Raw genomic sequence first — 23,877 nt, forward strand, 5'->3', positions numbered from 1 at the left:
AATGTTATTCAAATTATTTTTTCTACTTTTGCAAAGTAGAAATTACAAAACACACATATATATTTAAAAACTACAAAACTATGGATTTAGTTCAGCAAATCATTGAGCGCGCTAAAAGCAACAAGCAGCGCATCGTGCTCCCCGAAGCCACAGAGGAGCGCACTTTAAGGGCAGCCGACATGGTGCTGGCCGAAGGTGTGGCTGACATCATTCTTATCGGCAATCCCGGTGAGATAAACTCTCTGGCAGAGCAGTGGGGCCTGAAAAATATCGACAAGGCTACTATCGTTGACCCGGAGAACAACCCCAAGAGCGAGGAATATGCAGCCCTGCTGGCAGAGCTCCGCAAGAAGAAGGGCATGACCATCGAGCAGGCTCGCGAGCTGGTTAAGAATCCTCTCTATCTCGGATGTATGATTATAAAGACTGGCGGAGCCGACGGACAGATATCTGGAGCGCTCAGCACAACGGCCGACACTCTGCGTCCGGCTCTTCAGATCATCAAGTGCACCCCCGGAATCACATGCGTCAGCGGTGCAATGCTGCTCATCACAAAGCAGCCTCAGTATGGCGAGAACGGCGTGCTCGTAGTAGGCGACGTTGCCGTTACACCTATGCCCGACGCACAGCAGCTGGCTCAGATTGCCGTTTGCACAGCTCAGACAGCCAAATCAGTTGCAGGCTTCGCTGATCCCCGCGTTGCTATGCTCAGTTTCTCAACAAAAGGCAGCGCAAGCCATGAGGTGGTTGACAAGGTGGTTGAGGCTACAAAACTTGCTAAGGAGCTCGATCCGTCTCTCAAGGTTGACGGCGAACTGCAGGCCGACGCAGCCCTCGTGCCTTCAGTTGGCGAGAAGAAGGCTCCCGGAAGCGACATCGCCGGCAAGGCCAACGTTCTCGTATTCCCATGCCTCGAGGTAGGCAACATCAGCTATAAGATGGTTCAGCGTCTTGGCGGTGCCGAAGCCATAGGTCCTATCCTTCAGGGTATCGCCCGTCCGGTTAACGACCTCAGCCGCGGATGCTCAGTAGAGGATATTTACAAGCTGGTAGCCATCACGGCATGCCAGGCAATGGATGCAAAAGCATAATTAATAATTTAAGTAGTTAAAGGAGTTATAGTAGTTAAAGAAGTTAAAGTCAATAGCCTTGCAGATGAACAACTTTGAGAGCGTGGTGGCATGGCAGAAGGCCTACAAGTTTACCTTGCTGGCATATAAGGTAGCCAACATCTTTCCCGAATGTGAACGCTTCGGACTCTGCTCTCAGTTTAAAAGAGCTGCGGTTTCTGTTCCGGCCAATATTGCTGAGGGATATAAAAAACTCAGCAAGGCAGACAAGCTGCGCTTCTATAACATCGCGCAAGGAAGCATTGAAGAATGCAGATGCTATGTTTATTTGTCGAAAGACCTTGGGTATGTTGATGCTCCGGTTTTCAACGAACTGATGGAAGCTCTGTCTGATGCAAGCAGGCTGCTTAACGCATATTGCAAGGGTGTGATAAATAATGGCTATGCTGATGATGGCCAACAGGGCTATTGACTTTAACTACTTTAACTACTATAACTACTTTAACTCCCGATAAACAACTTATAACCATGAAAATTTTAGTATTAAACTGCGGCAGCTCGTCTATCAAGTATGCACTTTACAACATGGACGACAAGTCTGTCATGACATCAGGCGGTGCAGAGCGCGTTGGTCTCGACGGCGCTTTCGTTAAAGTGAAGCTGCCTAACGGAGAGAAAAAAACTGTAATGCACGACATTCCCGAACATACAGAGGGAGTGAAGTTCATCTTCTCACTGCTCACCGATCCTGAAATCGGCGTTATTAAAGACCTCAATGAAATCGACGCCGTTGGCCATCGTATGGTGCACGGAGGCGAGAAGTTCAACAAGAGCGTGGTGCTTACCGACGAGGTGCTCAAGACTTTTGAAGAGTGCATCGACCTGGCTCCGCTGCACAATCCGGCCAACCTCAAGGGTGTCAAGGCCGTCAGCGAGCTTATGCCCGGTCTGCCTCAAGTAGGCGTGTTCGATACAGCCTTCCATCAGACAATGCCCGCACACTCATATCTCTACGCCATACCGTATGAGCTTTACGAGAAATATGGCGTGCGCCGCTACGGATTCCACGGAACAAGCCACCGCTATGTGTCAAAGAGAGTGTGCGATTTCCTGGGCGTAAATCCTGCCGACAAGAAGGTCATCACCTGCCACATAGGCAACGGAGGCAGTATAGCTGCCGTTGACGGAGGCAAATGTGTTGACACATCTATGGGTCTCACACCGCTCGAAGGTCTCATGATGGGCACACGAAGCGGTGATATCGACGGCGGTGCCATCACATTCCTCGAGAAGAAACTCGGTCTCGACGCTGACGGAATGTCAAATCTGCTCAACAAGAAGAGCGGTGTGCTCGGCATAACAGGCATCTCTTCAGACATGCGTGAGATAGAGTCTGCCAACGATGAGGGCAACGAGCGTGCCAAGCTGGCTCTCGACATGTACAGCTACAGAATAAAGAAATACGTTGGAGCCTATGCTGCTGCCATGGGCGGATGCGACATCATCGTGTTCACCGCAGGCGTTGGCGAGAACCAGGCTTCTATGCGTGAGGATGTATGCAAGAACATGGAGTACATGGGTGTTAAGCTCGATGTTGAGAAGAACAAGACCATCCGCGGTGAGGAAGCCATCATCTCTACTCCCGACTCTAAGGTTACGGTATGCGTAATTCCTACCGACGAGGAGCTGATGATTGCAACAGACACAATGAATCTGCTGTAAGCTTCACACGGATAGCATATAATAAAGGTGAGAAAGCATGTGCGTCTGATATGTCATGACGCCGTCTTTCTCACCTTTTTTTATTTGTTGAGGCTTGCGCCCCGTGCGTGTTGTCGCTGTTGTTGCGGCCTGATGCAGTGCAGTATGCCGCCGTTGTCGTGCCGTAGGGGCTGCTGAAGGCTTATGGCTTGCTCTCGCCCTCGGCGTATTCTTCGAGGAACAGATGCTCGCCGTCGAACACAACGTATGTGAACTGCCATATCCAGTCGCCTATAATCATCATCCGCGTCTTGCGCGACAGCATGAGGTCGAGCTCTATGTGGCGGTGTCCGTAGATGAAATAGTCGATGTCCGGATGGGTCTTCATGTACTTCTTGGTGTATTTTACCAAGGCTTCCTTGTCCTCACCCTGATAGGGCGGCTCCTTTCCGTCGGCACGCTTCATGCGGCTGTGCTTGGCCCATGTCAGTCCGAACCAGATGCCCCAGCGCGGATGCAGCGCGCTGAACATGCGCTGGCAGACGCGGTTGTGGAACACGCGGCGTATGAAGTTGAACTTAGGGTCGTGGTCGCCAAGGCCGTCGCCGTGTGCCATGTAGAACACCTTGTCGTATATGTCTACGGTCGTTGGCTTGGTGTGTATGATTACGCCGCACTCTTCTTCAAGATAGCCGTACATCCAGATGTCGTGGTTGCCGGTGAAGAAGTGCACCTCGACGCCCATGTCGGTCAGCTCGGAGAGCTTGCCCAGGAAGCGCGTATATCCCTTGGGCACGGCATATTTGTATTCGTACCAGAAGTCGAACATGTCGCCCAGCAGATATATTGCCGCGGCCTTGTTCTTTATTTCGTCAAGAAACCGCACCAGCCTGCGCTCCTGTGTGCGGCCGTGAGCTATGGCCAGCGAGCCCAGGTGTGCGTCGGACAGTATGTAGACATTCTTTCTCATGGTGCAGATGTTTTAGTATTTAAGATATGCTGTTATTCGAATCCCAGCTCGAGGCGTGCCTCCTCGCTGAGCATGCTCTGGTCCCATGCGGGCTCGAACACGAGGTTCACCGTGGCCGACTTTACGCCGTCGAGGCTGTCAACCTTCTGCCTTACGTCCTCGAGGATGAAGTCTGCCGCCGGACATGTGGGCGCGGTGAAGGTCATGTCGATGTCCACGGTGGCGTCGTCTTTCACGTCAATCTTGTAAATCAGTCCGAGGTCGTATATGTTTACGGGTATTTCCGGGTCGTATACAGTCTTGAGCACATCTACTATTCTCTCTTCTATAGCTGTTTTTTCTTCTTGAGTCATGATTCTTATGTTATGATTAGTTGCATCATCTGTGTGCAGGCCGCTGCTTGTGCCGTGCCTGTGTGCCTGTTGCATAATAGGGCAATACAAAGATAGGTGAAAAAAAGCGTATTACAAAATTTATGCCGTTTTTTTGTGCCGTGCGGCGCTCTGTTGTGCCACGGCTGTTGCCCTGTCTGTGCAGCGGAGTGGTGTTGGCTGAGATTGGACTTTGCGCAAAAAGAAGCCCGGACGCAAGCGTATGGCAGAAGGCGTCCGGGCGGATTCAGTTGTAGTAATTATTGATTGTCTTGCTGTTTTTCGGTTGCAGGCAGAGTGACAGTTGTTGCTGTGTAGTCTTCAACTTGTTTTCCGTCGATTTTCACGTTCTTGATGTTGAGTGTCAGCGTCAGCTTGTTGTCCTCCCCGTTGTATGATGCTGTCGTAACGGCCACGTCGGCAGTAGCCTTCACGGTGTTCTCGCCGGCCTGATATTCAAAGTTGCAGATGCAGCTGTCGGCTGTCATGCTTACAATGTTGTTGGCATATCCGCTTATTCTGTAGCTTACGCTGCATGTGTCGGCCTTGTATGTGTTGAGCGCCTGCTCGAGGTTTTCTGCTGCTACAACGTCCTTTATGATGTTGCTTACGGGCAGGTTGAACTGCATGTCGGCTGTTCCGAGAGTTACGGTCATAGCCGAGTCGGCTGTAGCTTCGCCGTATTCCATGCTGTTTACATATGTGCCGGGCATTGCGCTGAGTACTTCCTGTGGTACGCTTACGCCGTTGTCTTCATCGTCGTCGCAAGATGTCATTGTTGCTGTGAGGCATAAGCCCATGATAAATCCAAATATTAATTTCAAAGATTTCATTGCTTTTTTGTTTTTAATTTTACGTTATTTTGTTTGTGAGTACTCGTAATTGTAAATGTTACGGCGACAGAAAACTTGCATGGGGGTATGGTTAAAACTTGTAAAAATATATTTTCTACACTGAAAACTCTGTCATCATCTGCCGTAGTCAATGCTTTTCTGCCGGCCTTTTTCTGCTGCCTTTCACCGGCGTTGCATAGACTTTGATTGTGGCGATTTAGGCTGTTGTATGGCATTGCCATTGAGACTGATTTCTAAAAGACCGCCTTTCGCCTTCCGAAAGGCCACATATTGCACGCTAAAAGGCCACCTTTTAGAAGCTAAAAGATGACCTTTTGTAACGTGCTGGATGTCAGGCTGTTGCGCGGTTGCGCGCTTTGCCTTCGCAGGGCGGCGTTTTCTTACAGCCGTCCCTCCTCCGAATAGCTGTAATATCGTCCGTCGGTGATTATCAGATGGTCGAGAAAGTGCAGGCGCATTATCTCGCACGCCTTCTTCATGCGCTGCGTCAGTCTGTCGTCGTCGCCGCTCGGCATGGGGTTGTTGCTCGGATGGTTGTGGCAGAGCACCACGATGGTGGCGTTGCACAGCAGTGCGTTCTTTATCACCACGCGTATGTCCACCGCCGTCTCGGTTATGCCGCCGTGCGACAGCTGCATGTCTTTTATCAGCTTGCAGTTTTGGTTCATCAGCAAGATCCATGCCTCCTCTTCGCTCAAGTCCTGCATCTTTGGGTGCATAAACTCGTAGATTGCTGCTGCCGAGTCGAGCCGCTTGCGCTCTTCAGCCTTCTCGGCCTGGCGGCGCTTGCCCAGCTCGCAGGCTGCCAGTATGGTTACGGCTTTGGCCGGTCCCAGGCCCTTGTAGTTGCCGGAGGTGAGCTGGCCGATGCTCATCTTGCCGAGAGAGTTAAGGTTGTTGTTGCAGTCGTTGAGCACTCTCTTCATGAGGTCTACCGCACTTTCTTCGGGCGAGCCTGAGCCTATGAGTATAGCCAGCAGTTCGGCGTTCGACAGCGCCTGTGCCCCGAGCCGCATCATCTTTTCGCGTGGCCGGTCGTCCTCGGCCCATTGGTTTATGCTTAGTTTTGACATATTGTTTTTAATTGAGAATTGAGAGTTGAGAATGGAAAATTATGATTTGCCTTTTTGATTATTATTGTGTTGCTTTGTTTGCAGATTGGACGTGTAAAAAACAAGTTAGATTGTTACAAAATGTAGAAATGGGGTAATAGCAGGGCACGTAAATATCTCTGCTTATGGCACTAAACTGCTTTTTGATGTTTTTATAATTTTTGTGAGTATGCGTATAATTTCCTCGTTGTCGTTCATCATAGATTGCAGTTGCCTGTCCGTAATATAATGGCCGCTGTTAAGCATTTTCAGCCAATATTCCGTTTCGTCGGCTTCTTTTAGCGCAATGCTCAGCTTATGTATAAAGTCAATTTTGCTTTGTGCGTTTCTGCTTTCAGCTGTATTGGCTCCGATGCTTGTGCCACTTCTAAGTATTTGGTTCGCTATAATGTGTTCGTGTTTCACCTCAACAAGGTATCTGTGCATGTTGACTATACGTGCAGAAAAGGCCTCGGTCTTAGTTAATATTATGTTTTCTTTCCGTTGTAGCATTAGTGTTGTTTTAAGGTTATAAAGGTAAAGAATAAGGTTGTAAAGGTAAAAAGAATGATGCGTATGCTGATTGCATGAATTAAATATGCAGCAGATTGCTGTCAGCAAATTGCTTTAATTGAAGAATTGAGAATGAATAATCAGATTACATCAAAATTATACCTTTCAAAGGTAATCATAATTGGCTTGCGCCGAACTTTGTTTTTCCATTCTCAATTCTCCATTCTCACTTATAAAAGTTTTTGTCGAATGCATGAAACTCGTCGTGCTTCAGCACGCAGCGCTTCCACCATGCAGTGATGAATCCGCATCCGTAGCCGAACAGCTGGATGAACGATGCCGGTATGCTGAGCAGTCCTACCTTAAAGCTTCGGTTGCTTATTGACGAGTCGATGAGTATCAGCAGGCAGTAGAGAAGTATCGGAAGCCAGGGCCCGGCGCACAGCCAATACCACTTGTCTATGCTGTCGTATTCCATCAGCACACGCCCCACGGCAGATGTCAGCACCAGGGCCGTCACGCCTACGGTGAACACCGTCGGCAGCATGTGCACTATCTTGAGCGATTCAGGATACTTCTTATACAGGTTTATGCGCGCTATTCCGCTGTTGAATACCTGCCGGTAGAACTTGCGGAAGTCGGTGCGGCGCTTGTGCCAAACCCATGCGTCGGGGAACAGGCGGCAGTTGCAGCCTGCCTTGAATATGCGTATGCTGAAGTCGATGTCCTCGCCGAATCGCATCTTTGAGAATCCTCCCAGCTTCAGATATACGCTGCGGCGTATGCCCATGTTGTACGAGCGTGGATAAAACTTGTCGAGCTTCTTCTTTCCGCCCCTTATGCCTCCGGTGGTGAAAAAGCTTGTCATGGAGTAGCTTATGGCCTTCTGCGTGTCGGTGAACGAGTCGTGCGCGCGGTCAGGACCGCCAAAGGCGTCGGCCCCGGTCTTGGCCAGTTCGGCGTCTACTGCCGCGAGATAGCCCTCGGGCAGCACCACGTCAGAGTCGAGCACAATGAGATATTCTCCTTTAGAGCGCTCCGCTCCATAGTTGCGGCTCTGTCCCGGTCCGCTGTTCTTCTTCATAAAATACTGAATGTCGAGCGCTCCGCTGTATCCCTCGCATACGCTCTTGCATGTGCGTGTGCTGCCGTCTTCAACAATAATCACCTCAAAGTCCTTCACGGTCTGTGCCGTAAGGCTCTTCAGCAGTTCGTCAACTTCCTCCGGGCGGTTGAACACCGGTATGATAAAAGAATATTTCATTTGTCCTGTAAGGTTAACGGTTACTTTATGTTTGCACCTCCTCAGCATGGAGGATTATAAAAGAGAAGGAGCCAAGCCTTCGGTAAGGAAACCGCATCGCGATGTGTCAGCGGTCGCCGTGCCGAAGCCCTGGCTCCTTGTTTGTTTATGTTCTCAACGTCAGGTTGAGCATGCTTATTCCTTTACACGGTTCAGATAGCTTCCGTCGCGTGTGTCAACCTGGATGAGGTCGCCTTCGTTGATGAACAGCGGCACTCTCACCTCAACACCGGTTTCGAGTGTAGCCGGCTTTGTGGCATTGGTAGCTGTGTCGCCCTTGATGCCCGGCTCGCTGTGTGTTACGCGCAAGTTTGTCTTTACAGGCATTTCGGCATAGAGGATAGTTCCGTCTGTAGTGTCGGTTACAACCTCAACGATGTCGCTCTCCTTCATGAAGTCAACGCCGATGATAGCGTCCTTGGCGATAGGAATCTGCTCGAAAGTTTCCTGGTTCATGAAGATAAGACCTGTTGTATCCTCATAAAGATACTGATACGGACGGTGCTCTATTCTTACGTCTTCGAGCTTGAAGCCAACCTGGAATGTGCGCTCCAGAACGCGGCCGTCGGTCACGTTCTTCAGTTTTGTACGCATAACGGTGTTACCCTTACCTGGCTTAACGTGCTGGAAGTCGATGCAAATCCATACCTGATTGTCCATGCGGATGCATGTTCCTTTTTTAATTTCCTGTGAGTTAATCATTGTTCGTAATATATGAATTTATTGTTGATTCCTGACTGCTGACGGGCGGGCGCCTCGTCTCTTGCTGCGGGCTTTTGCCCCGTGCCAAAGCATCATTATGTTGTAAATGTTTGGCTTTCAGGGCGCAAAGTTACGATTTTTTTAGAAAAAAACATAAAAGTTTGACCTAAAAAACGCTTAATTCTTGGTTATTTAAAAAGAAATGTGTACTTTTGCAGCCCAAAGCGAGGAATAAAATAAACAATAAATAATTAAATAAGATGAAAAGAACATTTCAGCCGCACAACAGAAAGAGAGTGAACAAGCACGGTTTCCGTGAGAGAATGGCTACAAAGAACGGCCGTCGCGTGCTTGCAGCACGTCGTGCAAAAGGGCGTAAAAAGCTTACAGTTTCTGACGAGAACCACGGTAAATAACCAAATGTTCCAAAGAAATTAAACGGGAAATGAGAAAGAAGTAAAGTAATATCTTTGCTTCTTTCTCTTTTTTTTATACCTTTGCAGAAAAACCTACGACATAGATGAAGACAAAAGATTTCTTCGGAAAAATCTTTAGTTTAAGGCTTTGGGCCAACTTCCTTGCAATGTTCCTGGTCGTTGTCCTGCTGTGCTGGGGCGTGAAGATGGGCATCGACATATACACCCATCATGGCGAGAAGATAAAGATACCGGACGTGAGGCATAAGCTCTTTGCCGATGCCGAGCATATCCTCAACGACAGAGGCCTGCAGATTGTTGTCAGCGACACCGGATACGTCAAGACGCTTCCGCCCGACTGTATCCTTGAACAGTCGCCCGAGGCAGGAAGGGAAGTTAAGTCTGGCCGTGTGGTTTATGTCGTCATCAACTCTTCGAGCTCGCCGATGCTGACCATACCCGACATCATCGACAACTGTTCTTACCGCGAGGCGCGCGCCAAGCTGATGGCAATGGGCTTCAAGGTCGGCCCGACGGAGTTTATCCCGGGCGAGAAAGACTGGGTGTACGGGCTGAAGTCGAAGGGCAAGAGCCTGCGCAACGGACAGAAAGTGTCGGTAAACGACGTGCTCGTGCTTCAGGTGGGAGACGGCATGCGCGACATGAACGACTCGATAATATACGCTGATCCAGATTTCTATTATGACGGCAGTGCCGACTCTACCATGCATCACGACATGGCAGACCCGTCGGTTCAGGGCGTGCAGACGCAGGGAGGCGATGTCGACGAGTTTGAGGTGGTCACCGGTCCGGAATGATGATGGCTGCCATGGCCGTGCGGGTTATGATGCCGCAGGCCTTCTGTAAAACGAGATATTTATATGACAGACAATTATATAGAGGAACTTGAGGACGACGAGCAGCAACAGCTGTATGAGCATCTGCGCATAGTCGTGGACAAGGGACAGATGCCCCTGCGCATCGACAAGTACATGTTCGAGAAGCTGCAGCACACAAGCCGCAACCGCATTCAGCGTGCGGCTGACGCCGGATTCGTGCATGTCAACGACGTTCCGGTGAAGAGCAACTATAAGGTTCGCCCGCTCGACGTCATAACCCTGATGCTCGACCGCCCTCAGTATGACAACACAATAGAGCCCGAGGACATTCCGCTGGATGTGGTCTATGAAGATTCGGAGCTGATAGTGATAAACAAGCCTGCCGGACTTGTTGTCCATCCGGGCTGCGGAAACTATCACGGCACACTGGTCAATGCCATAGCATGGCATCTGCGCGACCTGCCTTCGTATAACCCCAACGACCCTGAAGTGGGCCTCGTTCACCGTATAGACAAGGACACAAGCGGCCTTTTGGTCATTGCCAAGACGCCGGACGCAAAGACAAAGCTCGGCGCACAGTTCTTCAACAAGACTACACACCGCAGCTACAACGCCATGGTGTGGGGCAACTTCACCGAAGATGAGGGACGCATTGAGGGCAACATCGGCCGCGATCCTAAGGACAGGCTCCGCATGGCGGTGTTCTCGCCCGACTCGGGCATAGGCAAGCATGCCGTAACCCACTACCGCGTGATAGAGCGCTTCGGCTATGTAACGCTGGTAGAGTGTATCCTCGAGACCGGCCGCACCCATCAGATACGTGCCCATATGCGGCATATCGGCCATCCGCTCTTCGGCGACGAGCGCTACGGAGGCACCGTCATACTGCGCGGAAACCGCAGCGGCAGCTACAAGCAGTTTATAGAGAACTGCCTGAAGATATGTCCGCGCCAGGCGCTTCATGCCCGCACGCTCGGCTTCGTGCATCCCAAGACCGGCAAGCAGCTCGACTTCACCTCGCAGCTTCCTGCCGACATGGAGCAGCTGATAGGGCGTTGGAGGACTTATATAAACGGAAATGAATTTAAATAAAAATATTGTATGAAGAATTTAAAGAGAACTATTGCCATCGTGTGCGGTGGAGATTCCTCAGAGTATGAGGTTTCATTGCGCTCTGCACAGGGCCTTTACTCTTTTTTTGACAAGGAGCGTTACAATGTGTATATTGTTGTTGTGAGAAGCCTTGACTGGCATGTCAACCTTCCTGACGGCACAACAGCCAGCATTGACCGCAACGATTTCTCATTCATGGAGAATGGTAAACTGGTGCAGTTTGACTATGCTTATATCACCATACACGGCACACCGGGCGAGAACGGCATCATGCAGGGATATTTTGAGCTTGTGCATGTGCCTTATTCAACAAGCAGCGTGCTTGTTGAGGCGCTCACTTTCAACAAGTTTGTGCTTAACCAGTATCTGCGCGGTTACGGCGTAAGAGTGGCCGACAGCCTGCTGATACGCAAGGGATATGAGGAGATTGTAAGCGACGACGAGATAGAGGAGCGCATCGGCATGCCTTGCTTCGTTAAGCCTGCGGCCGACGGCAGCAGCTTCGGAGTGTCGAAAGTGAAGAACAAAGACCAGCTTGCTCCGGCCATACGCAAGGCCATGCTCGAGAGCGAGGATGTGATGGTGGAACGTTACATGGAAGGAACAGAGATATCGATAGGCTGCTACAAGACTCACGACAAGACCGTGGTGCTGCCTGCAACAGAGGTGGTTACGCAGCGCGAGTTCTTCGATTACGACGCCAAGTACAACGGACAGGTGCAGGAGATTACGCCGGCACGCCTCAGTGAGGAGACCACAAAGCGCGTAAACGAGATTACAAGCCTGATTTATGACATACTCCACTGCAACGGAATAATCCGCATCGACTACATCATCAGCCGCGGAAAGGGCAGCGACGGACAGGAGGTTGACAAGGTGAACATGATAGAGATCAACACCACTCCGGGCATGACAGCCACCAGCTTTATTCCGCAGCAGGTTAAGGCTGCCGGCCTTAACATGACGGATGTGCTGACAGACATCGTGGAAAACCAGTTCAGATAAAATTCTGAAACTTTTTAAATATACGGTTAAGAGAGCCGGGATTGAAGGCTCTTTTAACCGTTTTACAGAATAACAATAAAATTTTTTCGTACTATGAAAGTTCCGGTTGAGTTTGACGAGATACGGCCTTTTGAGCCGGAAGAGCTTCCTCAGGCTTATGAAAGGCTGCTGGCCAATCCGCAGTTCAGGAAGGTTATTGAGTTTGTTTTGCCCGGAGTGCCGTTTGAGATGATCGAGAAGAAGATGTACTCGTGCAAGACTAATTTTGAGTTCCAGTTGAATTTTTGCTATGCTTTCTTGCAGAAGCTTGTCGATTCGTTCACGAAGGGCTTCTCTATGGACATTTCGTGCATAAGCGTCGACAGGCGTTACACTTTTGTGAGCAACCACCGCGACATAGTGATCGACCCTGCCTTCCTCGGCAAGGGACTTATCGACAACGGATTCAAGACCACCTGCGAGATAGCCATAGGCGACAACCTGCTGTCGCTGCCGTGGGTGAAAGACCTGGTAAGGGTGGTAAAGTCGTTCATCGTGAAGCGCGGACTGTCGCCCCGCGAGACGCTTGCCGCAAGCAAGGTGATGTCTGACTATATGTACTTCGTGATGGAGCAGAAGCACGACAACATCTGGATTGCACAGCGCGAAGGCCGCGCCAAGGACTCTGACGACCGCACGCAGCCGGCCATTCTGAAGATGATGGCCATGGGCGGAGGCAAGGGCAGCGTGGTGGAAAAGCTGAAGAGGCTGCACATTGTGCCGATGGCAATATCGTATGAGCTCGACCCATGCGACTTCCTGAAGGCTCAGGAGTTTCAGCTTAAGCGCGACATTGCAGGCTGGAAGAAGTCGGCACAGGACGATGTGGTGAGCATGCAGACCGGAATAACAGGCAACAAGGGCCGTGTGCATTACCATTGTGCGCCGTGCATCGACGAATGGCTCGACACGCTCGACCCCGAAATGCCCAAGACGGAGGTGTTTGACGTCATTGCGGCACACATCGACCACGAGATTCACCGCAACTACAGGCTCTATCCGCTCAACTATGTGGCGCTCGACACGCTCGACGGCGGCACGGCTCATGCCGACAAATATACAGACGAGGACAAGGCTGCCTTTGAGAAATATCTTGACGGACAGATGGCCAAAATAAATATTGAGAACAAGGACGAGGCATATCTGCGCGAGCGGATGCTCACGATGTATGCCAATCCGGCCAGGAACTTTATAAAGGCTTCAGAGTGAGAATAAGACGTTTTTTTATGCTGATGCCGCTCGTTGCACTGCTCATGGCGTGCAGCAGCGACAGCTATGATACGGGCGACGGCAGCCTGTCGTATATGGTGGCCGACTTTGTTGAGGCCGAGACCGACGCGTCGGCAAAGGTGGTGAGCATCGTAACCGACCGCGACGAGAGGCTTTGGCTTACGCGGAGCGTGAAGCTCGACTGGGCAGAAAAGCCCGACACGGCTTACCGTTCGCTTATATATTATAATAAGGTGAAGGACGGCAACGGGCAGTATGTGGCCGAGCCGGTGGGCGCGACGCAGGTGCTTACGCCTGCGGTTACGGCAACCGCCGACATAAAGGGAGGCATGAAGACCGACCCCGTGGTGTTCGAGAGTGCATGGAAAAGCCACAACGGCAAATACATCAACCTCGACCTGAGCGTGAAGACCGGCACCGTTGACGGCGAGTACGGCCAGCAGACGGTGGGCATGGCATGCGACGGCATTGACACGCGCACCGACGGCACGCGCCTTGTGCGCCTCACGCTGTATCACGACCAGGCATCAGTGCCCGAATACTATTCGGCCAAGCTCTACATGAGCATCCCCGTGGAGTATATCCCCATAGAGCTGTCGGCAGGCGACGAGGTGCAGGTCAGCATTGCCACTTACGGCGGTCAGGTTGTCAAGACCTTTGGGTTTTAACCGGCGACAGGCATAGCTACGGCATAAAGAAACATCTCAATAAACACGCTAAAGCGCCCACAGGCATGCTGCCGCTTGCCGGTATCCGCTGCCTGCGGCACGGCTTTTACGCCGGGCATATGGCATCAAGTTTTACGAAAGGCCACCTTTTGGATTCCGAAAGGTGGCCTTTTGCCGTCTAAAAGGTGCCCTTTTGCAGGCTGAAAGATGGTCTTTTGCAACACGTTGACAGTCAGGTTGTTGCACACCCCGTTGCAAGGCGCATCATGGACGGATGCAAATTAATTCATGCCGGAATGAAAAAAAGTTAGTTTTTCATGTCACAAATGGCAACGTTCTGCGTACTTCTAACAGAAGAAACATTAAAAATAAGATTATGATGAAGTTTAAGTTATATCTGTTTTCGGCAATATTGGCCGTAATGCCGTTCATTTCCGGCGGATGTTCCAACAAGAATGTGTCATACGAAGATGCCGGCACCGTGTGGTCAGGCCTGTTCTCAAACCATGATTCAAAGACCGTAAGAAAGACCCTGTCGCTGAAAAACTTCCACGGGATAAACGTTGTGAGCGCTGCCCAGGTGTACTATACGCAAGGCTCTGAATATAAGGTGGAGTTCGAAGGGCGCAGCTGCGACTTTAATAATCTGAGCTTCAAGGTGTCTGACGGAATACTTGTTGTTGGCTTTTCTAAGAAAAACAACTGGAAAGACATCGGCTCACTCAACTGCAAACTTTACATCACGGCTCCGCGCATCGACCGCATAGCATGCAGCGGCTCGTTCTCGTTCAGGGCAAAAACTCTGAAGACCGGCAGCCTGACCGTAAGCAACAGCGGTGCACTCAGGCTGTATGTTAACCAGCTTAAAACCGGCTCGTGCCGCATGTCAAACAGCGGCGCGCTGACAAACAACGGAGTTATAGACGCCGGCTCGTTCGACTTGAGCAACAGCGGAGCCTACAACAGCAGCGCGCAGATGAAGGTTTCAGGCGATATGAGCGTAAGCAACAACGGCTCTAACAGTATCAGTGGCGACATAGAGGCGCGCAATCTGTATTGGAGATGCTATGGCGCTGACAAGTGCGAAATTGGCATTAATGCCAAAAATGTTGATTTCTATATTGACGGTTCAGGGAAAATTAACGGAAAGTTCAAGGGCGACGTGATGAGCATAAAATGCAACGGCGCGGCAAAAGTTAATATGGATGTCGACTGTCTTAGCGTAACTGCCAGCGTAAACGGCACCGGAAACATAGCGCTTTCGGGCACGGCCGACAAGATAGATATAGGCGGCAGCGGCATTTCGAGGATAGACACGAGCCGGCTGAACAACTTCGAATGACGTGTCGACTGGCTTGTCTGTCATTCAGGCAGATGCCGGTATGCGCAGCGTATAGCCTGCTCATGCGGCAGAAAAGATAGAAAAAGTTTGTTGTTTCATGTCACAAACGGCATAGTTTTGCGTACATATGTCAGAATAGAAACATTAAAATAAGATTATTATGAAGTTTAAGTTATATTTGTTCTTGGCATTTATCGCCTCAATTCCGCTCATCGCCTGCGGCTGTTCAAACAAGAATATGGCAGTGGAAAATACCGGTGTTAAGCTGCATGACAACTTTAAAGATTCTGATTCCGGAATTATAAAGAAGACCTTGCCGCTGAAAGACTTCCACGGAATAAACGTGGCAAGTTATGCTCAGGTGTACTATACGCAAGGTTCAGAATATAAGGTCGTGTTTGAAGGTCGTGAGAGTGTGTGGAAGGGCTTGAGCTTTGATGTACATGGCGGGATACTTGTTGTAGGATTTTCGAAGGATACTTGTATTAACAGCTTTAACTCTTCATCATGTAATTTGTATATTACAGCTCCGAATATTGACCAGCTTCATACTTCTGGCTTTTTAACTTTTTATGCAAAAAGTTTGAAGACACACATCCTTGCTGTATGCAACAATGGTAATATGGATTTGTTTATTGATAAATTGAAGGCTGACTCATATTCAATTATTAATAATGGATTCATGACAAATAACGGCGTATTTGAAGTAGACAAGTTTGCAATGATTAATTACGCTGAATACAAAAGCAAGTCTGATTTGAAGGCTTCATATGATATGAATTTAAACAACAACGGTTCGGTTGATATCAGCGGTGGCATTGACGCACGTAATATATATTGGAATTCTACTGCTATTGATAATTGTAAAGTTGATATTAAGGCCAAAAATGCTGACTTCAATATATCCGGCTCCGGGCAAATAGACGGCAAGTTCAATGGCGACATTATTAGCGTAGAATGCAATGGTGAGGCTAAGATTAATATGGGCGTCGACTGTCGCAGTGTCAGTGCCTGTGTCAACGGTGAAGGGAGTATAACACTTTCAGGCACGGCCGACAAGACAGATATATATGGCAAAGGTGTTTCGAGGGTAGACACGAGCCGGCTTAACAACTTCGACTGACATGGCGACTGCATGTCCGGCAATGCCGGCAGATGCAATGTTTGAGCAAAAATAGTGTTTAGATGACAGCAGACGAATTCGAAAAAGAGGCCCTAAGCCTCAGACCAGCACTTACGGCAATGGCCGCGCGATGGCTCGGTGGCACCGACTGTGCCGAAGACCTCGTGCAGGACGCCATGCTGAAGCTTTGGGCAATGTGTGCCGAGCTGCGCAGCCCCATGGCTCCGCTGGCCCGTGTGCTGGTGCATAACCTCTGCATCGACTATCTGCGACGTCATCATTACACGCTGAGCATAGACACTACCGACGTGCCCGACCTCAGTAATGCCTCGGCCGACATCGAGCGGATAGAGCGCATGATGGCCATAGTGGGCATGCTGCCGCCTGCGCAGCAGATTATATTGCGCCTGCGCCATATCGACGGCATGTCGATGGCCGACATAGCAAGGCTTACGGGCGGAACCGAAGCTGCGGTGCGCAAGGCGCTGAGCAGGGCCCGAATGGCCGTGAAAGAGCAGTATTTGCATAATATGTAACGACTTTATACATAACTACGGATATGAACGAACGTAAGATAAAAGAGATAGAAAGGCTTATCGGAAAATTCTTCGACGGAGAGACGACGCTCAGGGAGGAGCAGCGGCTGTACGAGTTTTTTGCCCGCCGCAGCGTGCCCGCCCGTCTTCAAGGCTATCGCGAAGTGTTTGCCGGCTTTGCCTCTATGCAGGCCGGAGAGCCCCGCCGTCTGAAGTTGCGCCGCGTGCTTATGCGTGTGGCAGCCGCGGCGGCCGTGGTGCTTATAGTGGTGTCTGCCGTGGTGGCTTATGCCGGCTATCGTGAAGACAGGCATCTGGCAAGGCTCTACGGCGGCAGTTATGTCATAGAGAACGGCCACCGCATAGACGATCTCAGCGAGATAAAGGACGACATAGAGAAGGCTCTCGACGATGCCGGACGCATAGAGCGCCGCATCAGTTCGGCAAATGTTGCGGATAATGCGGAGCAGGAGGTGCTCAACAGCATTGACGACCCGTCAGAGCGCAGGCGCATAAGCGAGATGTTGAACGATTAAAAATAATGTAACCATGATACGCAGACTGATTCTAATATTGTTTTTTACCTTAGGCACGCTGCTTGCCGCCATGGCCCAGAACAGCATCGACAGGCAGGTGGAGCGCTATTCGGCGATAGGGCAGAGCAGGTTTACGTCGGCAGTGGAGCGCGATCCGCGCACACGCAGGGTGCAGAAGGTGGTTAAGGTGCTCGAGCTTTACGATAAGGGTGTAAAGGCCCTCATTGACGCGTTCAAGGCTGAATCGTCCAACGGCGACTTCACGGAAAAGCGCGACAGCAAGGGCCTCACGATGATTCTTACCACAAGCCGTCCGCGTCAGAACCGTGTCTATATGCTTAAATGCGACTCGCCTTACAGCTTCGGTGCGTACGCCGGCAGTTACGGACACGCCAAGGTTACGATAATAATAAGGTATAAATAAAAAAACGCCCGTGGCCAATTGCTGCGGGCGAATATGTTTCTTTGGCCGCTGTCTTGCGGCAGGCATGCCGGCGTGGCATGCTTATTATGCTTTTGTTACAGTCTGATTAGTCTTACTCTCGACCAGAGATTCTGATTTCTTTATGACCGGCTCCGGGAGCTGTTTATGTCGTTGAGGCATCTTATGGCCATGACATATCATGCTCTCGGAGCCGGTCTGGCGTTTGTCTTTCGGCTTCTTCTGCAGGAATCTCCATGCCGCTGCTTCACAAGTTTACTTTATTCTTTCGTTAATAAGAAACTGGTTAAACTGGTCGCGGTATCCGTTGAACACGTTGATGTCCACTTCACCGGTTATTCCGCTAACCCTTCCGTCGGGGCACAGCTGCCAGAACACCAGTCTCACTTCGGGCTTATATTCGCCGTAGCGCGCTATCCACACCATGTAGTCACGCATGAGGTCGGGCGCTTCGGGCAGATATTGGTTCACAAACTGCTGGCTGACATACAGTATGGGCTTCACTCCCGTGCGCTGTCTTACGATGTTTAGCCACGTGCGTATGCGGCTGAACATGGCAGCCGGACCGCCCATGGCCTTTACCTGCGACGGCGTTGGCTCTACGTCGAGCACCGGCGGGAAGTCGCCTTTGCTGAAGCGCGAGTGCTTCAGGAAGAAGTATGCCTGCTTCGATGCCTGCGAAGTGTGCGAGAAGAAGTGGTAGGCGCCGCAGTGTATGCCGTACTTCCGTGCCTGCTGATAGTCGGACAGATAGTATGGATTGCGCACGCTCGTGCCTTCGGTTGACTTTATGTATACGAACGACACGGGGTAGTCTACGGTTCCGCTCACTTTCTTGCGGCTTATTTTCCCAAGGTGTGTTATGCGCACTTTGTTCCAGTGAATGGGATATTTCTTGCGTCCCTTGCCGTGCTGGTAGCGCGATATGTCAATGCCGTAAATCCTTTCGGCCGTGTAGGTCAGGCGCTCGCCGCGGAATTTTCCTGCCTTCCATTCGCCTGTACGGGCTTTTCCGGCAGCGCTCATGGAGCATCCGAAGCCGCTGTAGAGTCCGTCTTTCCAGTTGCCGTTGTAGAAGCTGCCGTCCTTGCCGAAGTATATGCCGTGGCCTTCTTCCACCAGTTTGCCGTTAAACTCGCCGATGTAGGTGCCTGCCGAGTCGTTTCTGATGCCTCTGACAAGCGAGTCGGCTCTCCACATACTTGTCACTGTGCGTCCCAGCGAGTCGGTGGTCTGGCCCAGTCCGTCGCGCTTTCCGTCTTTCCATTGTCCGCTGTAGACTATGCTGTCCTTAAATGTCAGCACGCCATAGCCGTTGTATTTGCCGCCCGAAAGTTCTCCGCGGTAGCAGTAGTCGCCGTTCTTCACGACGCCCGTGCCCTCGGGAGTCTTTACCGAGCATGCCGACATGAGCAGCATTGCTGCGGTTGTAGCTATATAAATAAGTTTCTTCATGGCAGCAAGTTTTTAAGTGCTAGGCCGAAGTTTCCCGTGCCTGTTATTCTTCCGTTATAGCTTATGCCCATCATGCGGCCGTCCGACGTATATATGGCAGCCCCGTTTGGAGCCAGCATCGGCGGAATGTCGTGGCGGCTTTTGCCCGTTGCCTTGCCGCTGAATGTGGTCGCCTTTGCCCCATTGACGTCATAGCGGTTGAGCATGCAGCCCGGATATGATGCCACGATGATGCCTCTTTCTGCATCTGTCGCAGGCGTAAACCACTGGTGAAGATACGTCGGCGATACGTTGTCGGGCGTTTGCTTGTCTGATGTCTGTATTATTCTGAATGGCTTTTCGCTTGCAGGAGTTATCGTGTTGCAGGCTATTTTTACGGTGTGTCCTGCCGTGTCTTTATGCAGCAGGGTGTATTTGCTCACCAGTCTTATGGCTGCATTCTTGGCCGTTTGGGCTTTCCTGATGATTTCTAGGGCTTTTTCTGCCTGTTCTTTCTGCTGTTTCAGCCGTCCGTCAAGATAGGCCATCGTGTTGTATCCGTCGTCGTTTACGTTGTGGACGCTCAGATAGTATCTCAGTTCCTCGTCCTTTTTGCTTAGCGATTTTATAGCACTTTCAAGTCTTTCGGCCGTGTTCTTTATCACGTTTCCGATGTTCTTGTTTGCAGCTGCCAGTGTCTTGTAGGCCATGCTGTCTGGGGCGGTTGTCAGAATCATGCCGTGACACGACGGCATGAAGGCATACTTGTTCACCCAGCAGCCGTTGATTATGCTACGCTTGGTTACCGACGAGTCGGCCGAAAGCATGATGTTGTCAGACATGCAGCTGTCTGTCAGCGCGTCGAACCATGCCACGGGCTTGCCCGAAACCGTGAGTTCGTAGTAAGACTTGTGCTCAATCAGCGCAGCCCCGCGTTCCATCTTTTTTGTTGAGCGCGGCATTAATGACATGACGTATATAACAACTACAATCGCCACCGGCACTGCCGGCAGCGATTGTAAGATTATACGTGATGTTCGCTTTCTGTTAGTCGATTTCTTCATCAGCCTCGTAGCCTCCCATCTCGCGGATTGCATTCTTCAGCATTGTGTACTGCTTGAACAGGTCGTTTACGGCCTCTTCGCCCTTTGTATAGTCGTGCATAGGGCTCTTCAGGTAGAAGCTGAGGAAGCGCTGTATGCCGTAGCGTCCGGCTCTTGCTGCCAGGTCGCTGAGCAGACAGAGGTCGAGCAGCAGCGGAGCTGCAAGGATAGAGTCGCGGCAGAGGAAGTTTATCTTTATCTGCATCGGGTAGCCCATCCATCCGAAGATGTCGATGTTGTCCCATCCTTCCTTGTTGTCGTTGCGTGGAGGATAGTAGTTGATGCGCACCTTGTGGTAGATGTCGCCATACAGGTCAGGCTGTTTGTCGGCTTTGAGTATTGTTTCGAGTGTAGACAGCTTGCTCACTTCTTTTGTGCGGAAGTTCTCTGGCTCGTCGAGCACAAGACCGTCGCGGTTGCCGAGGATGTTGGTTGAGAACCAACCGCTCATTCCGAGGCAGCGTGTGCCGATGATAGGAGCAAATCCACTCTTAACCAGTGTCTGTCCTGTCTTGAAGTCCTTGCCGGCGATAGGCATCTTGGTCTTCTCGGCCATTTCCCACATTGCAGGTATGTCCACAGTTGTGTTAGGAGCACCCATTATGAAGGGAGCGCCCTCTGCGAGTGCGGCGTAGGCATAGCACATAGACGGTGCGATGTGCTCGCGGTCGTCTTCCTTCATTGCTTTTTCAAGAGCGGCGAGCGTGCCGTGTACCGGCTCATATACAGGTACATAGATTTCGGTAGATGCAGCCCAGATAACAACGATTCTTGCGCAGCCGTTTTTCTCCTTGAATGAGCGTATGTCCTCGCGCAGCTGTTCAACCATTTCCCAGCGTGTGGCAGCGTCTTTCACGTTGTCGCCGTCGAGTCTTTTGGCATAGTTCTTGTCGAAGGCAGCCTTCATCGGAACTATCTGCTCAAGCTCTTCACGCACGGGGTTGATGTCTTTCTCCTTGAGCACCTCGGCATACATTGCTGCCTGATATGCGTTTTGGGGATAAACGTCCCATGTACCGAATACGATGTCGTTGAGGTTAGTAAGCGGAACGATGTCTCCGTATGCGAGATATTTCTTGTTTTCGCCTTTTCCGACGCGTATTTTGTCATACTGTGTCATTGAGCCTACAGGCTTTGCAAGTCCTTTGCGGGCCATCAAAACACCGGTCATGAATGTTGTGGAAACGGCTCCACAACCGACCACTAAAATACCCAGTTTACCTTCTGCAGGTTTTACGTTTGCCATTTCTGTTTCTTTTTAAAAATTTTTATTATTGTTTTTTATAATCAGTTCCTTTCGTTTGAATTGTGCAAATGTAATAAAAACTTTTTATGATTTATTGGTTTTTATATATTTTTGTATACTTTTCGTTGATTTTGCCTTATTATGCCGTAAAAAAGGTATATGCGGTTTGGTTTTTCTTTTGTAATTTTGTGGCGGCATTGAACAATGCTTACAAAAGGCTTTGCCGTTTATGGCATGCCTTTCTTGGGGCACCGGCTGTTTGTGCTGCCATGCAGGCGGAGTCGGTGCCATGCCGCAAGGGGTGTCAGTGGCCCGTTTCGGGCGTCTGACAATGGAGCCCCTGCATAGTTTACACCTTATTATATTATATGTTATGGCTAAATTTAATTTTGACGAGATAGTCGACCGAAGAGGGAGCGACTGTGTTAAATGGGACGAGACAGATGTCGACGGCATGCTGCCGATGTGGGTGGCGGATATGGACTTCCGCACGGCTCCTGCCATAATCGAGGCGCTGCAGCGCCGTGCCGCGCATGGTGTGTTCGGTTATGAGCACGTGCCTCAATCTTATTATGCGGCCGTAGTTGGCTGGTTTGCCCGCCGCCATGGCTGGACTTTCCGTCCCGAATGGATAATTTACACTACGGGAGTGGTGCCGGCAGTGTCGGCTGTCATCAAGGCCGTTACCGTGCCGGGCGACAAAGTGCTGGTTCAGACGCCTGTCTACAACTGCTTTTTCTCGTCTATCCGTAATAACGGATGCATAATAGAGGAGAACAAGCTGGTTTATTCCGACGGAACGTATTCTGTTGATTTTGAGGACTTTGAGCGCCGCGTGGCTGATCCTTCTGTAAAAGCTTTCTTGCTTTGCAACCCTCATAATCCGGCAGGAAGGGTGTGGACGCCCGACGAACTGCGCCGCATGGGCGAAATATGTCTGCGCCACGGAGTGTTCGTTATTGCCGACGAGATACATTGCGACATAGTGATGCCGGGTTATAAGTATACGCCTTTTGCATCGCTGTCTGACGAGTTTCTTGCAAATTCGGCCACATGTACGGCTCCGACCAAGACGTTTAACATTGCCGGACTGCAGATAGCCAACATCATAGCCGCCGATGACACTGTCCGTAAGAAGATCGACCGCGCGATAAATATCAACGAGGTGTGCGATGTAGGTCCATTTGGCGTGGTGGCTCTTCAGGCTGCATATAATGAGAGCGAAGGCTGGCTCGACGAGCTTTTGCCGTATATCAAGTCTAATTATGATTACCTTTGCGACTTCTTTGCTGCTCATATGCCTATGCTTAAGGTGCTTCGTCTTGAGGGCACTTATCTCGTTTGGGTAGACTGTACGGCGCTTGGCCGCACGTCTTCAGACATTATCAGCGAACTGAAGGACGGTGAAAAGCTGTGGCTTAACGGCGGAGATATTTATGGAGAAACCGACCGGCCGTTTGTCCGCATAAACATAGCTTGTCCGAGAGCAACGCTTGTTGACGGACTTAACCGCCTGTTACATTATGTAGAGCGCATCGTTAAATGATGCGCTCTTTTTGTATATGTTCATGGACTTTTGGCGTTTCATTTTCCTGTTTGCGTAAGTTTCAGAAAGGGCAGCTTTTCTTTCTTTTTTCAAAAGTTATGCTTTTGCGTTCCGTTTGTTATCCTTTTATCGTGTAAAAGGTATGCTTTTGTCCCCTAAAAGGTGCCCTTTTGCAGACGGCTGTATGATATATATGTTTTGTGCCGGGCGTATAGCCGGCTTTAAAAGCCTATAACGTCCATTCTGTCAGCATTTTATGGCGTTGCTGACTGCCCGTATGGCTTGCCGCACAGCCTTGCATTTATCCTGCCGTTCATGAATATATCTGCTCCATGACAGGCCTGCCCGTAGCATCGGCTGTCGTAACCGGCATCCGGCCGGCTGTTTTCTTCCTTTGGGATTCAAACACCTTTAAATTCTGCCATCAGCCTTTGGCTTTTGCCATTATCGTATGATTTTCATCCTTCCCGTCCGGTCTTTTTTCCCGTTCCTGTGTCATAAGTCTGCCTATTTCTTTAGTAAAATATAATAATGTGAATGGTGTAAAATCCGCACTCAATATGTAAACGACTGTTAAAATGAATCTAAAATTAAAACTTTTTTCAGAAAACATTTGGCGGTTTGGTGAAAACCCCGTACTTTTGCATCCGCTTTTGAGAGCTGACGCTCCCTGAGCACTGAAGA

Annotated in this window: 27 protein-coding genes; 16 read left to right on the forward strand and 11 right to left on the reverse strand. The window is 50.3% G+C overall.

Annotation, left to right across the window (positions count from 1 at the left end; translation table 11 throughout):
- Positions 1–80 precede the first annotated feature (80 nt).
- From pta to ACZMIG_RS04440, 3 genes are all read left to right on the forward strand, one after another.
- The gene (gene pta / locus ACZMIG_RS04430; RefSeq protein WP_053398439.1) at positions 81–1,091 is read left to right on the forward strand and encodes a phosphate acetyltransferase; all 1,011 of its coding nucleotides are present in this window, start codon (positions 81–83) and stop codon (positions 1,089–1,091) included.
- A 64-nt stretch (positions 1,092–1,155) separates the two neighbouring features.
- On the forward strand, positions 1,156–1,542 hold the full coding sequence (locus tag ACZMIG_RS04435; protein ID WP_418874330.1) for a four helix bundle protein: 387 nt from the start codon (positions 1,156–1,158) through the stop codon (positions 1,540–1,542).
- A 56-nt stretch (positions 1,543–1,598) separates the two neighbouring features.
- The gene (locus ACZMIG_RS04440) at positions 1,599–2,792 is read left to right on the forward strand and encodes an acetate/propionate family kinase (RefSeq protein WP_021854827.1); all 1,194 of its coding nucleotides are present in this window, start codon (positions 1,599–1,601) and stop codon (positions 2,790–2,792) included.
- 181 nt (positions 2,793–2,973) lie between these two features.
- Here ACZMIG_RS04440 and ACZMIG_RS04445 read toward each other — a convergent pair whose 3' ends face one another.
- The 7 genes from ACZMIG_RS04445 to efp form a co-directional block, all read right to left on the reverse strand.
- Positions 2,974–3,741: a UDP-2,3-diacylglucosamine diphosphatase gene (locus ACZMIG_RS04445; RefSeq protein ID WP_021854826.1), complete on the reverse strand. Its 768-nt coding sequence runs from the start codon at positions 3,739–3,741 to the stop codon at positions 2,974–2,976.
- Positions 3,742–3,773: 32 nt separating this feature from the next.
- Positions 3,774–4,094, reverse strand: coding sequence for a metal-sulfur cluster assembly factor (locus tag ACZMIG_RS04450; protein WP_021854825.1), 321 nt, complete (start codon positions 4,092–4,094; stop codon positions 3,774–3,776).
- A gap of 278 nt (positions 4,095–4,372) precedes the next feature.
- Positions 4,373–4,945, reverse strand: coding sequence for a DUF4840 domain-containing protein (locus tag ACZMIG_RS04455; protein WP_021854824.1), 573 nt, complete (start codon positions 4,943–4,945; stop codon positions 4,373–4,375).
- A gap of 401 nt (positions 4,946–5,346) precedes the next feature.
- Entirely contained in the window at positions 5,347–6,039 is a 693-nt protein-coding gene (radC, locus tag ACZMIG_RS04460; RefSeq protein ID WP_053398420.1) for a RadC family protein, read from the reverse strand.
- A gap of 162 nt (positions 6,040–6,201) precedes the next feature.
- A complete protein-coding gene (locus tag ACZMIG_RS04465; protein ID WP_487889142.1) occupies positions 6,202–6,570 on the reverse strand; it encodes a four helix bundle protein in 369 nt (122 codons plus the stop codon).
- 226 nt (positions 6,571–6,796) lie between these two features.
- Positions 6,797–7,834, reverse strand: coding sequence for a glycosyltransferase (locus tag ACZMIG_RS04470; RefSeq protein ID WP_021854821.1), 1,038 nt, complete (start codon positions 7,832–7,834; stop codon positions 6,797–6,799).
- A 174-nt stretch (positions 7,835–8,008) separates the two neighbouring features.
- The gene (gene efp / locus ACZMIG_RS04475; protein ID WP_053398423.1) at positions 8,009–8,575 is read right to left on the reverse strand and encodes an elongation factor P; all 567 of its coding nucleotides are present in this window, start codon (positions 8,573–8,575) and stop codon (positions 8,009–8,011) included.
- Positions 8,576–8,835: 260 nt separating this feature from the next.
- Here efp and rpmH point away from each other — a divergent pair, with 260 nt between their 5' ends.
- The 11 genes from rpmH to ACZMIG_RS04530 all read left to right on the forward strand — a co-directional run bounded on the left by rpmH (position 8,836) and on the right by ACZMIG_RS04530 (position 17,846).
- Entirely contained in the window at positions 8,836–8,991 is a 156-nt protein-coding gene (rpmH, locus tag ACZMIG_RS04480; protein WP_021854819.1) for a 50S ribosomal protein L34, read from the forward strand.
- Positions 8,992–9,095: 104 nt separating this feature from the next.
- The gene (locus ACZMIG_RS04485; protein ID WP_053398424.1) at positions 9,096–9,809 is read left to right on the forward strand and encodes a PASTA domain-containing protein; all 714 of its coding nucleotides are present in this window, start codon (positions 9,096–9,098) and stop codon (positions 9,807–9,809) included.
- Positions 9,810–9,872: 63 nt separating this feature from the next.
- Complete coding sequence (locus tag ACZMIG_RS04490) at positions 9,873–10,922, forward strand: RluA family pseudouridine synthase (RefSeq protein ID WP_021854817.1); 1,050 nt, start codon at positions 9,873–9,875, stop codon at positions 10,920–10,922.
- Between the two features lie 9 nt (positions 10,923–10,931).
- Positions 10,932–11,948 (forward strand): D-alanine--D-alanine ligase, encoded by a 1,017-nt coding sequence (locus ACZMIG_RS04495; RefSeq protein WP_487889143.1) that lies wholly within the window; start codon positions 10,932–10,934, stop codon positions 11,946–11,948.
- 93 nt (positions 11,949–12,041) lie between these two features.
- Positions 12,042–13,196: a 1-acyl-sn-glycerol-3-phosphate acyltransferase gene (locus ACZMIG_RS04500; RefSeq protein ID WP_021854815.1), complete on the forward strand. Its 1,155-nt coding sequence runs from the start codon at positions 12,042–12,044 to the stop codon at positions 13,194–13,196.
- Complete coding sequence (locus tag ACZMIG_RS04505; protein ID WP_287603593.1) at positions 13,193–13,885, forward strand: NigD1/NigD2 family lipoprotein; 693 nt, start codon at positions 13,193–13,195, stop codon at positions 13,883–13,885. The genes ACZMIG_RS04500 and ACZMIG_RS04505 overlap by 4 nt, the downstream gene beginning before the upstream one ends.
- Positions 13,886–14,261: 376 nt before the next feature.
- Positions 14,262–15,227 carry a GIN domain-containing protein gene (locus tag ACZMIG_RS04510; RefSeq protein WP_053398427.1) on the forward strand — a complete coding sequence of 322 codons (966 nt, stop codon included), beginning with the start codon at positions 14,262–14,264 and terminating at the stop codon, positions 15,225–15,227.
- Positions 15,228–15,387: 160 nt separating this feature from the next.
- Entirely contained in the window at positions 15,388–16,350 is a 963-nt protein-coding gene (locus tag ACZMIG_RS04515; protein ID WP_418874329.1) for a GIN domain-containing protein, read from the forward strand.
- A gap of 62 nt (positions 16,351–16,412) precedes the next feature.
- Positions 16,413–16,886, forward strand: coding sequence for an RNA polymerase sigma factor (locus tag ACZMIG_RS04520; protein WP_302331248.1), 474 nt, complete (start codon positions 16,413–16,415; stop codon positions 16,884–16,886).
- Between the two features lie 23 nt (positions 16,887–16,909).
- Entirely contained in the window at positions 16,910–17,422 is a 513-nt protein-coding gene (locus ACZMIG_RS04525; protein WP_021854810.1) for a PG0215 family putative anti-sigma factor, read from the forward strand.
- A 13-nt stretch (positions 17,423–17,435) separates the two neighbouring features.
- Entirely contained in the window at positions 17,436–17,846 is a 411-nt protein-coding gene (locus ACZMIG_RS04530) for a DUF5024 domain-containing protein (protein ID WP_082335216.1), read from the forward strand.
- Positions 17,847–18,119: 273 nt separating this feature from the next.
- Here ACZMIG_RS04530 and ACZMIG_RS04535 read toward each other — a convergent pair whose 3' ends face one another.
- The 3 genes from ACZMIG_RS04535 to ACZMIG_RS04545 form a co-directional block, all read right to left on the reverse strand.
- Entirely contained in the window at positions 18,120–19,319 is a 1,200-nt protein-coding gene (locus ACZMIG_RS04535; protein ID WP_288949112.1) for a GH25 family lysozyme, read from the reverse strand.
- The gene (locus tag ACZMIG_RS04540; RefSeq protein ID WP_418874327.1) at positions 19,316–20,239 is read right to left on the reverse strand and encodes a hypothetical protein; all 924 of its coding nucleotides are present in this window, start codon (positions 20,237–20,239) and stop codon (positions 19,316–19,318) included. Before ACZMIG_RS04540 ends, ACZMIG_RS04535 begins: the two co-directional genes overlap by 4 nt.
- Positions 20,240–20,345: 106 nt before the next feature.
- Positions 20,346–21,647 (reverse strand): inositol-3-phosphate synthase, encoded by a 1,302-nt coding sequence (locus ACZMIG_RS04545; protein ID WP_021854806.1) that lies wholly within the window; start codon positions 21,645–21,647, stop codon positions 20,346–20,348.
- Between the two features lie 86 nt (positions 21,648–21,733).
- Here ACZMIG_RS04545 and ACZMIG_RS04550 point away from each other — a divergent pair, with 86 nt between their 5' ends.
- Positions 21,734–21,976 carry a hypothetical protein gene (locus ACZMIG_RS04550; RefSeq protein WP_487889144.1) on the forward strand — a complete coding sequence of 81 codons (243 nt, stop codon included), beginning with the start codon at positions 21,734–21,736 and terminating at the stop codon, positions 21,974–21,976.
- A 44-nt stretch (positions 21,977–22,020) separates the two neighbouring features.
- Entirely contained in the window at positions 22,021–23,193 is a 1,173-nt protein-coding gene (locus ACZMIG_RS04555; RefSeq protein WP_053398433.1) for a MalY/PatB family protein, read from the forward strand.
- A gap of 424 nt (positions 23,194–23,617) precedes the next feature.
- Here the strand turns inward: ACZMIG_RS04555 and ACZMIG_RS04560 are convergent.
- The coding region (locus ACZMIG_RS04560) for a hypothetical protein (RefSeq protein WP_487889145.1) at positions 23,618–23,877 on the reverse strand (260 nt) is incomplete at its 5' end.

The sequence above is a fragment of the Xylanibacter sp. genome, assembly GCF_057607445.1.

Excerpts from the sequence above, each read along its gene's own strand:
- ACZMIG_RS04540 (WP_418874327.1), bottom strand. The coding sequence starts at position 20,239 with ATGGAACGCGGGGCTGCGCTGATTGAGCACAAGTCTTACTACGAACTC.
- ACZMIG_RS04485 (WP_053398424.1), top strand. The coding sequence starts at position 9,096 with ATGAAGACAAAAGATTTCTTCGGAAAAATCTTTAGTTTAAGGCTTTGG.
- ACZMIG_RS04470 (WP_021854821.1), bottom strand. The coding sequence starts at position 7,834 with ATGAAATATTCTTTTATCATACCGGTGTTCAACCGCCCGGAGGAAGTT.
- ACZMIG_RS04515 (WP_418874329.1), top strand. The coding sequence starts at position 15,388 with ATGAAGTTTAAGTTATATTTGTTCTTGGCATTTATCGCCTCAATTCCG.
- ACZMIG_RS04525 (WP_021854810.1), top strand. The coding sequence starts at position 16,910 with ATGAACGAACGTAAGATAAAAGAGATAGAAAGGCTTATCGGAAAATTC.
- ACZMIG_RS04545 (WP_021854806.1), bottom strand. The coding sequence starts at position 21,647 with ATGGCAAACGTAAAACCTGCAGAAGGTAAACTGGGTATTTTAGTGGTC.
- ACZMIG_RS04490 (WP_021854817.1), top strand. The coding sequence starts at position 9,873 with ATGACAGACAATTATATAGAGGAACTTGAGGACGACGAGCAGCAACAG.
- pta (WP_053398439.1), top strand. The coding sequence starts at position 81 with ATGGATTTAGTTCAGCAAATCATTGAGCGCGCTAAAAGCAACAAGCAG.
- ACZMIG_RS04510 (WP_053398427.1), top strand. The coding sequence starts at position 14,262 with ATGATGAAGTTTAAGTTATATCTGTTTTCGGCAATATTGGCCGTAATG.
- ACZMIG_RS04465 (WP_487889142.1), bottom strand. The coding sequence starts at position 6,570 with ATGCTACAACGGAAAGAAAACATAATATTAACTAAGACCGAGGCCTTT.
- ACZMIG_RS04435 (WP_418874330.1), top strand. The coding sequence starts at position 1,156 with ATGAACAACTTTGAGAGCGTGGTGGCATGGCAGAAGGCCTACAAGTTT.
- ACZMIG_RS04445 (WP_021854826.1), bottom strand. The coding sequence starts at position 3,741 with ATGAGAAAGAATGTCTACATACTGTCCGACGCACACCTGGGCTCGCTG.
- rpmH (WP_021854819.1), top strand. The coding sequence starts at position 8,836 with ATGAAAAGAACATTTCAGCCGCACAACAGAAAGAGAGTGAACAAGCAC.
- ACZMIG_RS04450 (WP_021854825.1), bottom strand. The coding sequence starts at position 4,094 with ATGACTCAAGAAGAAAAAACAGCTATAGAAGAGAGAATAGTAGATGTG.
- ACZMIG_RS04495 (WP_487889143.1), top strand. The coding sequence starts at position 10,932 with ATGAAGAATTTAAAGAGAACTATTGCCATCGTGTGCGGTGGAGATTCC.
- ACZMIG_RS04520 (WP_302331248.1), top strand. The coding sequence starts at position 16,413 with ATGACAGCAGACGAATTCGAAAAAGAGGCCCTAAGCCTCAGACCAGCA.
- ACZMIG_RS04535 (WP_288949112.1), bottom strand. The coding sequence starts at position 19,319 with ATGAAGAAACTTATTTATATAGCTACAACCGCAGCAATGCTGCTCATG.
- ACZMIG_RS04530 (WP_082335216.1), top strand. The coding sequence starts at position 17,436 with ATGATACGCAGACTGATTCTAATATTGTTTTTTACCTTAGGCACGCTG.
- ACZMIG_RS04555 (WP_053398433.1), top strand. The coding sequence starts at position 22,021 with ATGGCTAAATTTAATTTTGACGAGATAGTCGACCGAAGAGGGAGCGAC.
- ACZMIG_RS04440 (WP_021854827.1), top strand. The coding sequence starts at position 1,599 with ATGAAAATTTTAGTATTAAACTGCGGCAGCTCGTCTATCAAGTATGCA.
- ACZMIG_RS04500 (WP_021854815.1), top strand. The coding sequence starts at position 12,042 with ATGAAAGTTCCGGTTGAGTTTGACGAGATACGGCCTTTTGAGCCGGAA.
- efp (WP_053398423.1), bottom strand. The coding sequence starts at position 8,575 with ATGATTAACTCACAGGAAATTAAAAAAGGAACATGCATCCGCATGGAC.
- radC (WP_053398420.1), bottom strand. The coding sequence starts at position 6,039 with ATGTCAAAACTAAGCATAAACCAATGGGCCGAGGACGACCGGCCACGC.
- ACZMIG_RS04550 (WP_487889144.1), top strand. The coding sequence starts at position 21,734 with ATGATTTATTGGTTTTTATATATTTTTGTATACTTTTCGTTGATTTTG.
- ACZMIG_RS04455 (WP_021854824.1), bottom strand. The coding sequence starts at position 4,945 with ATGAAATCTTTGAAATTAATATTTGGATTTATCATGGGCTTATGCCTC.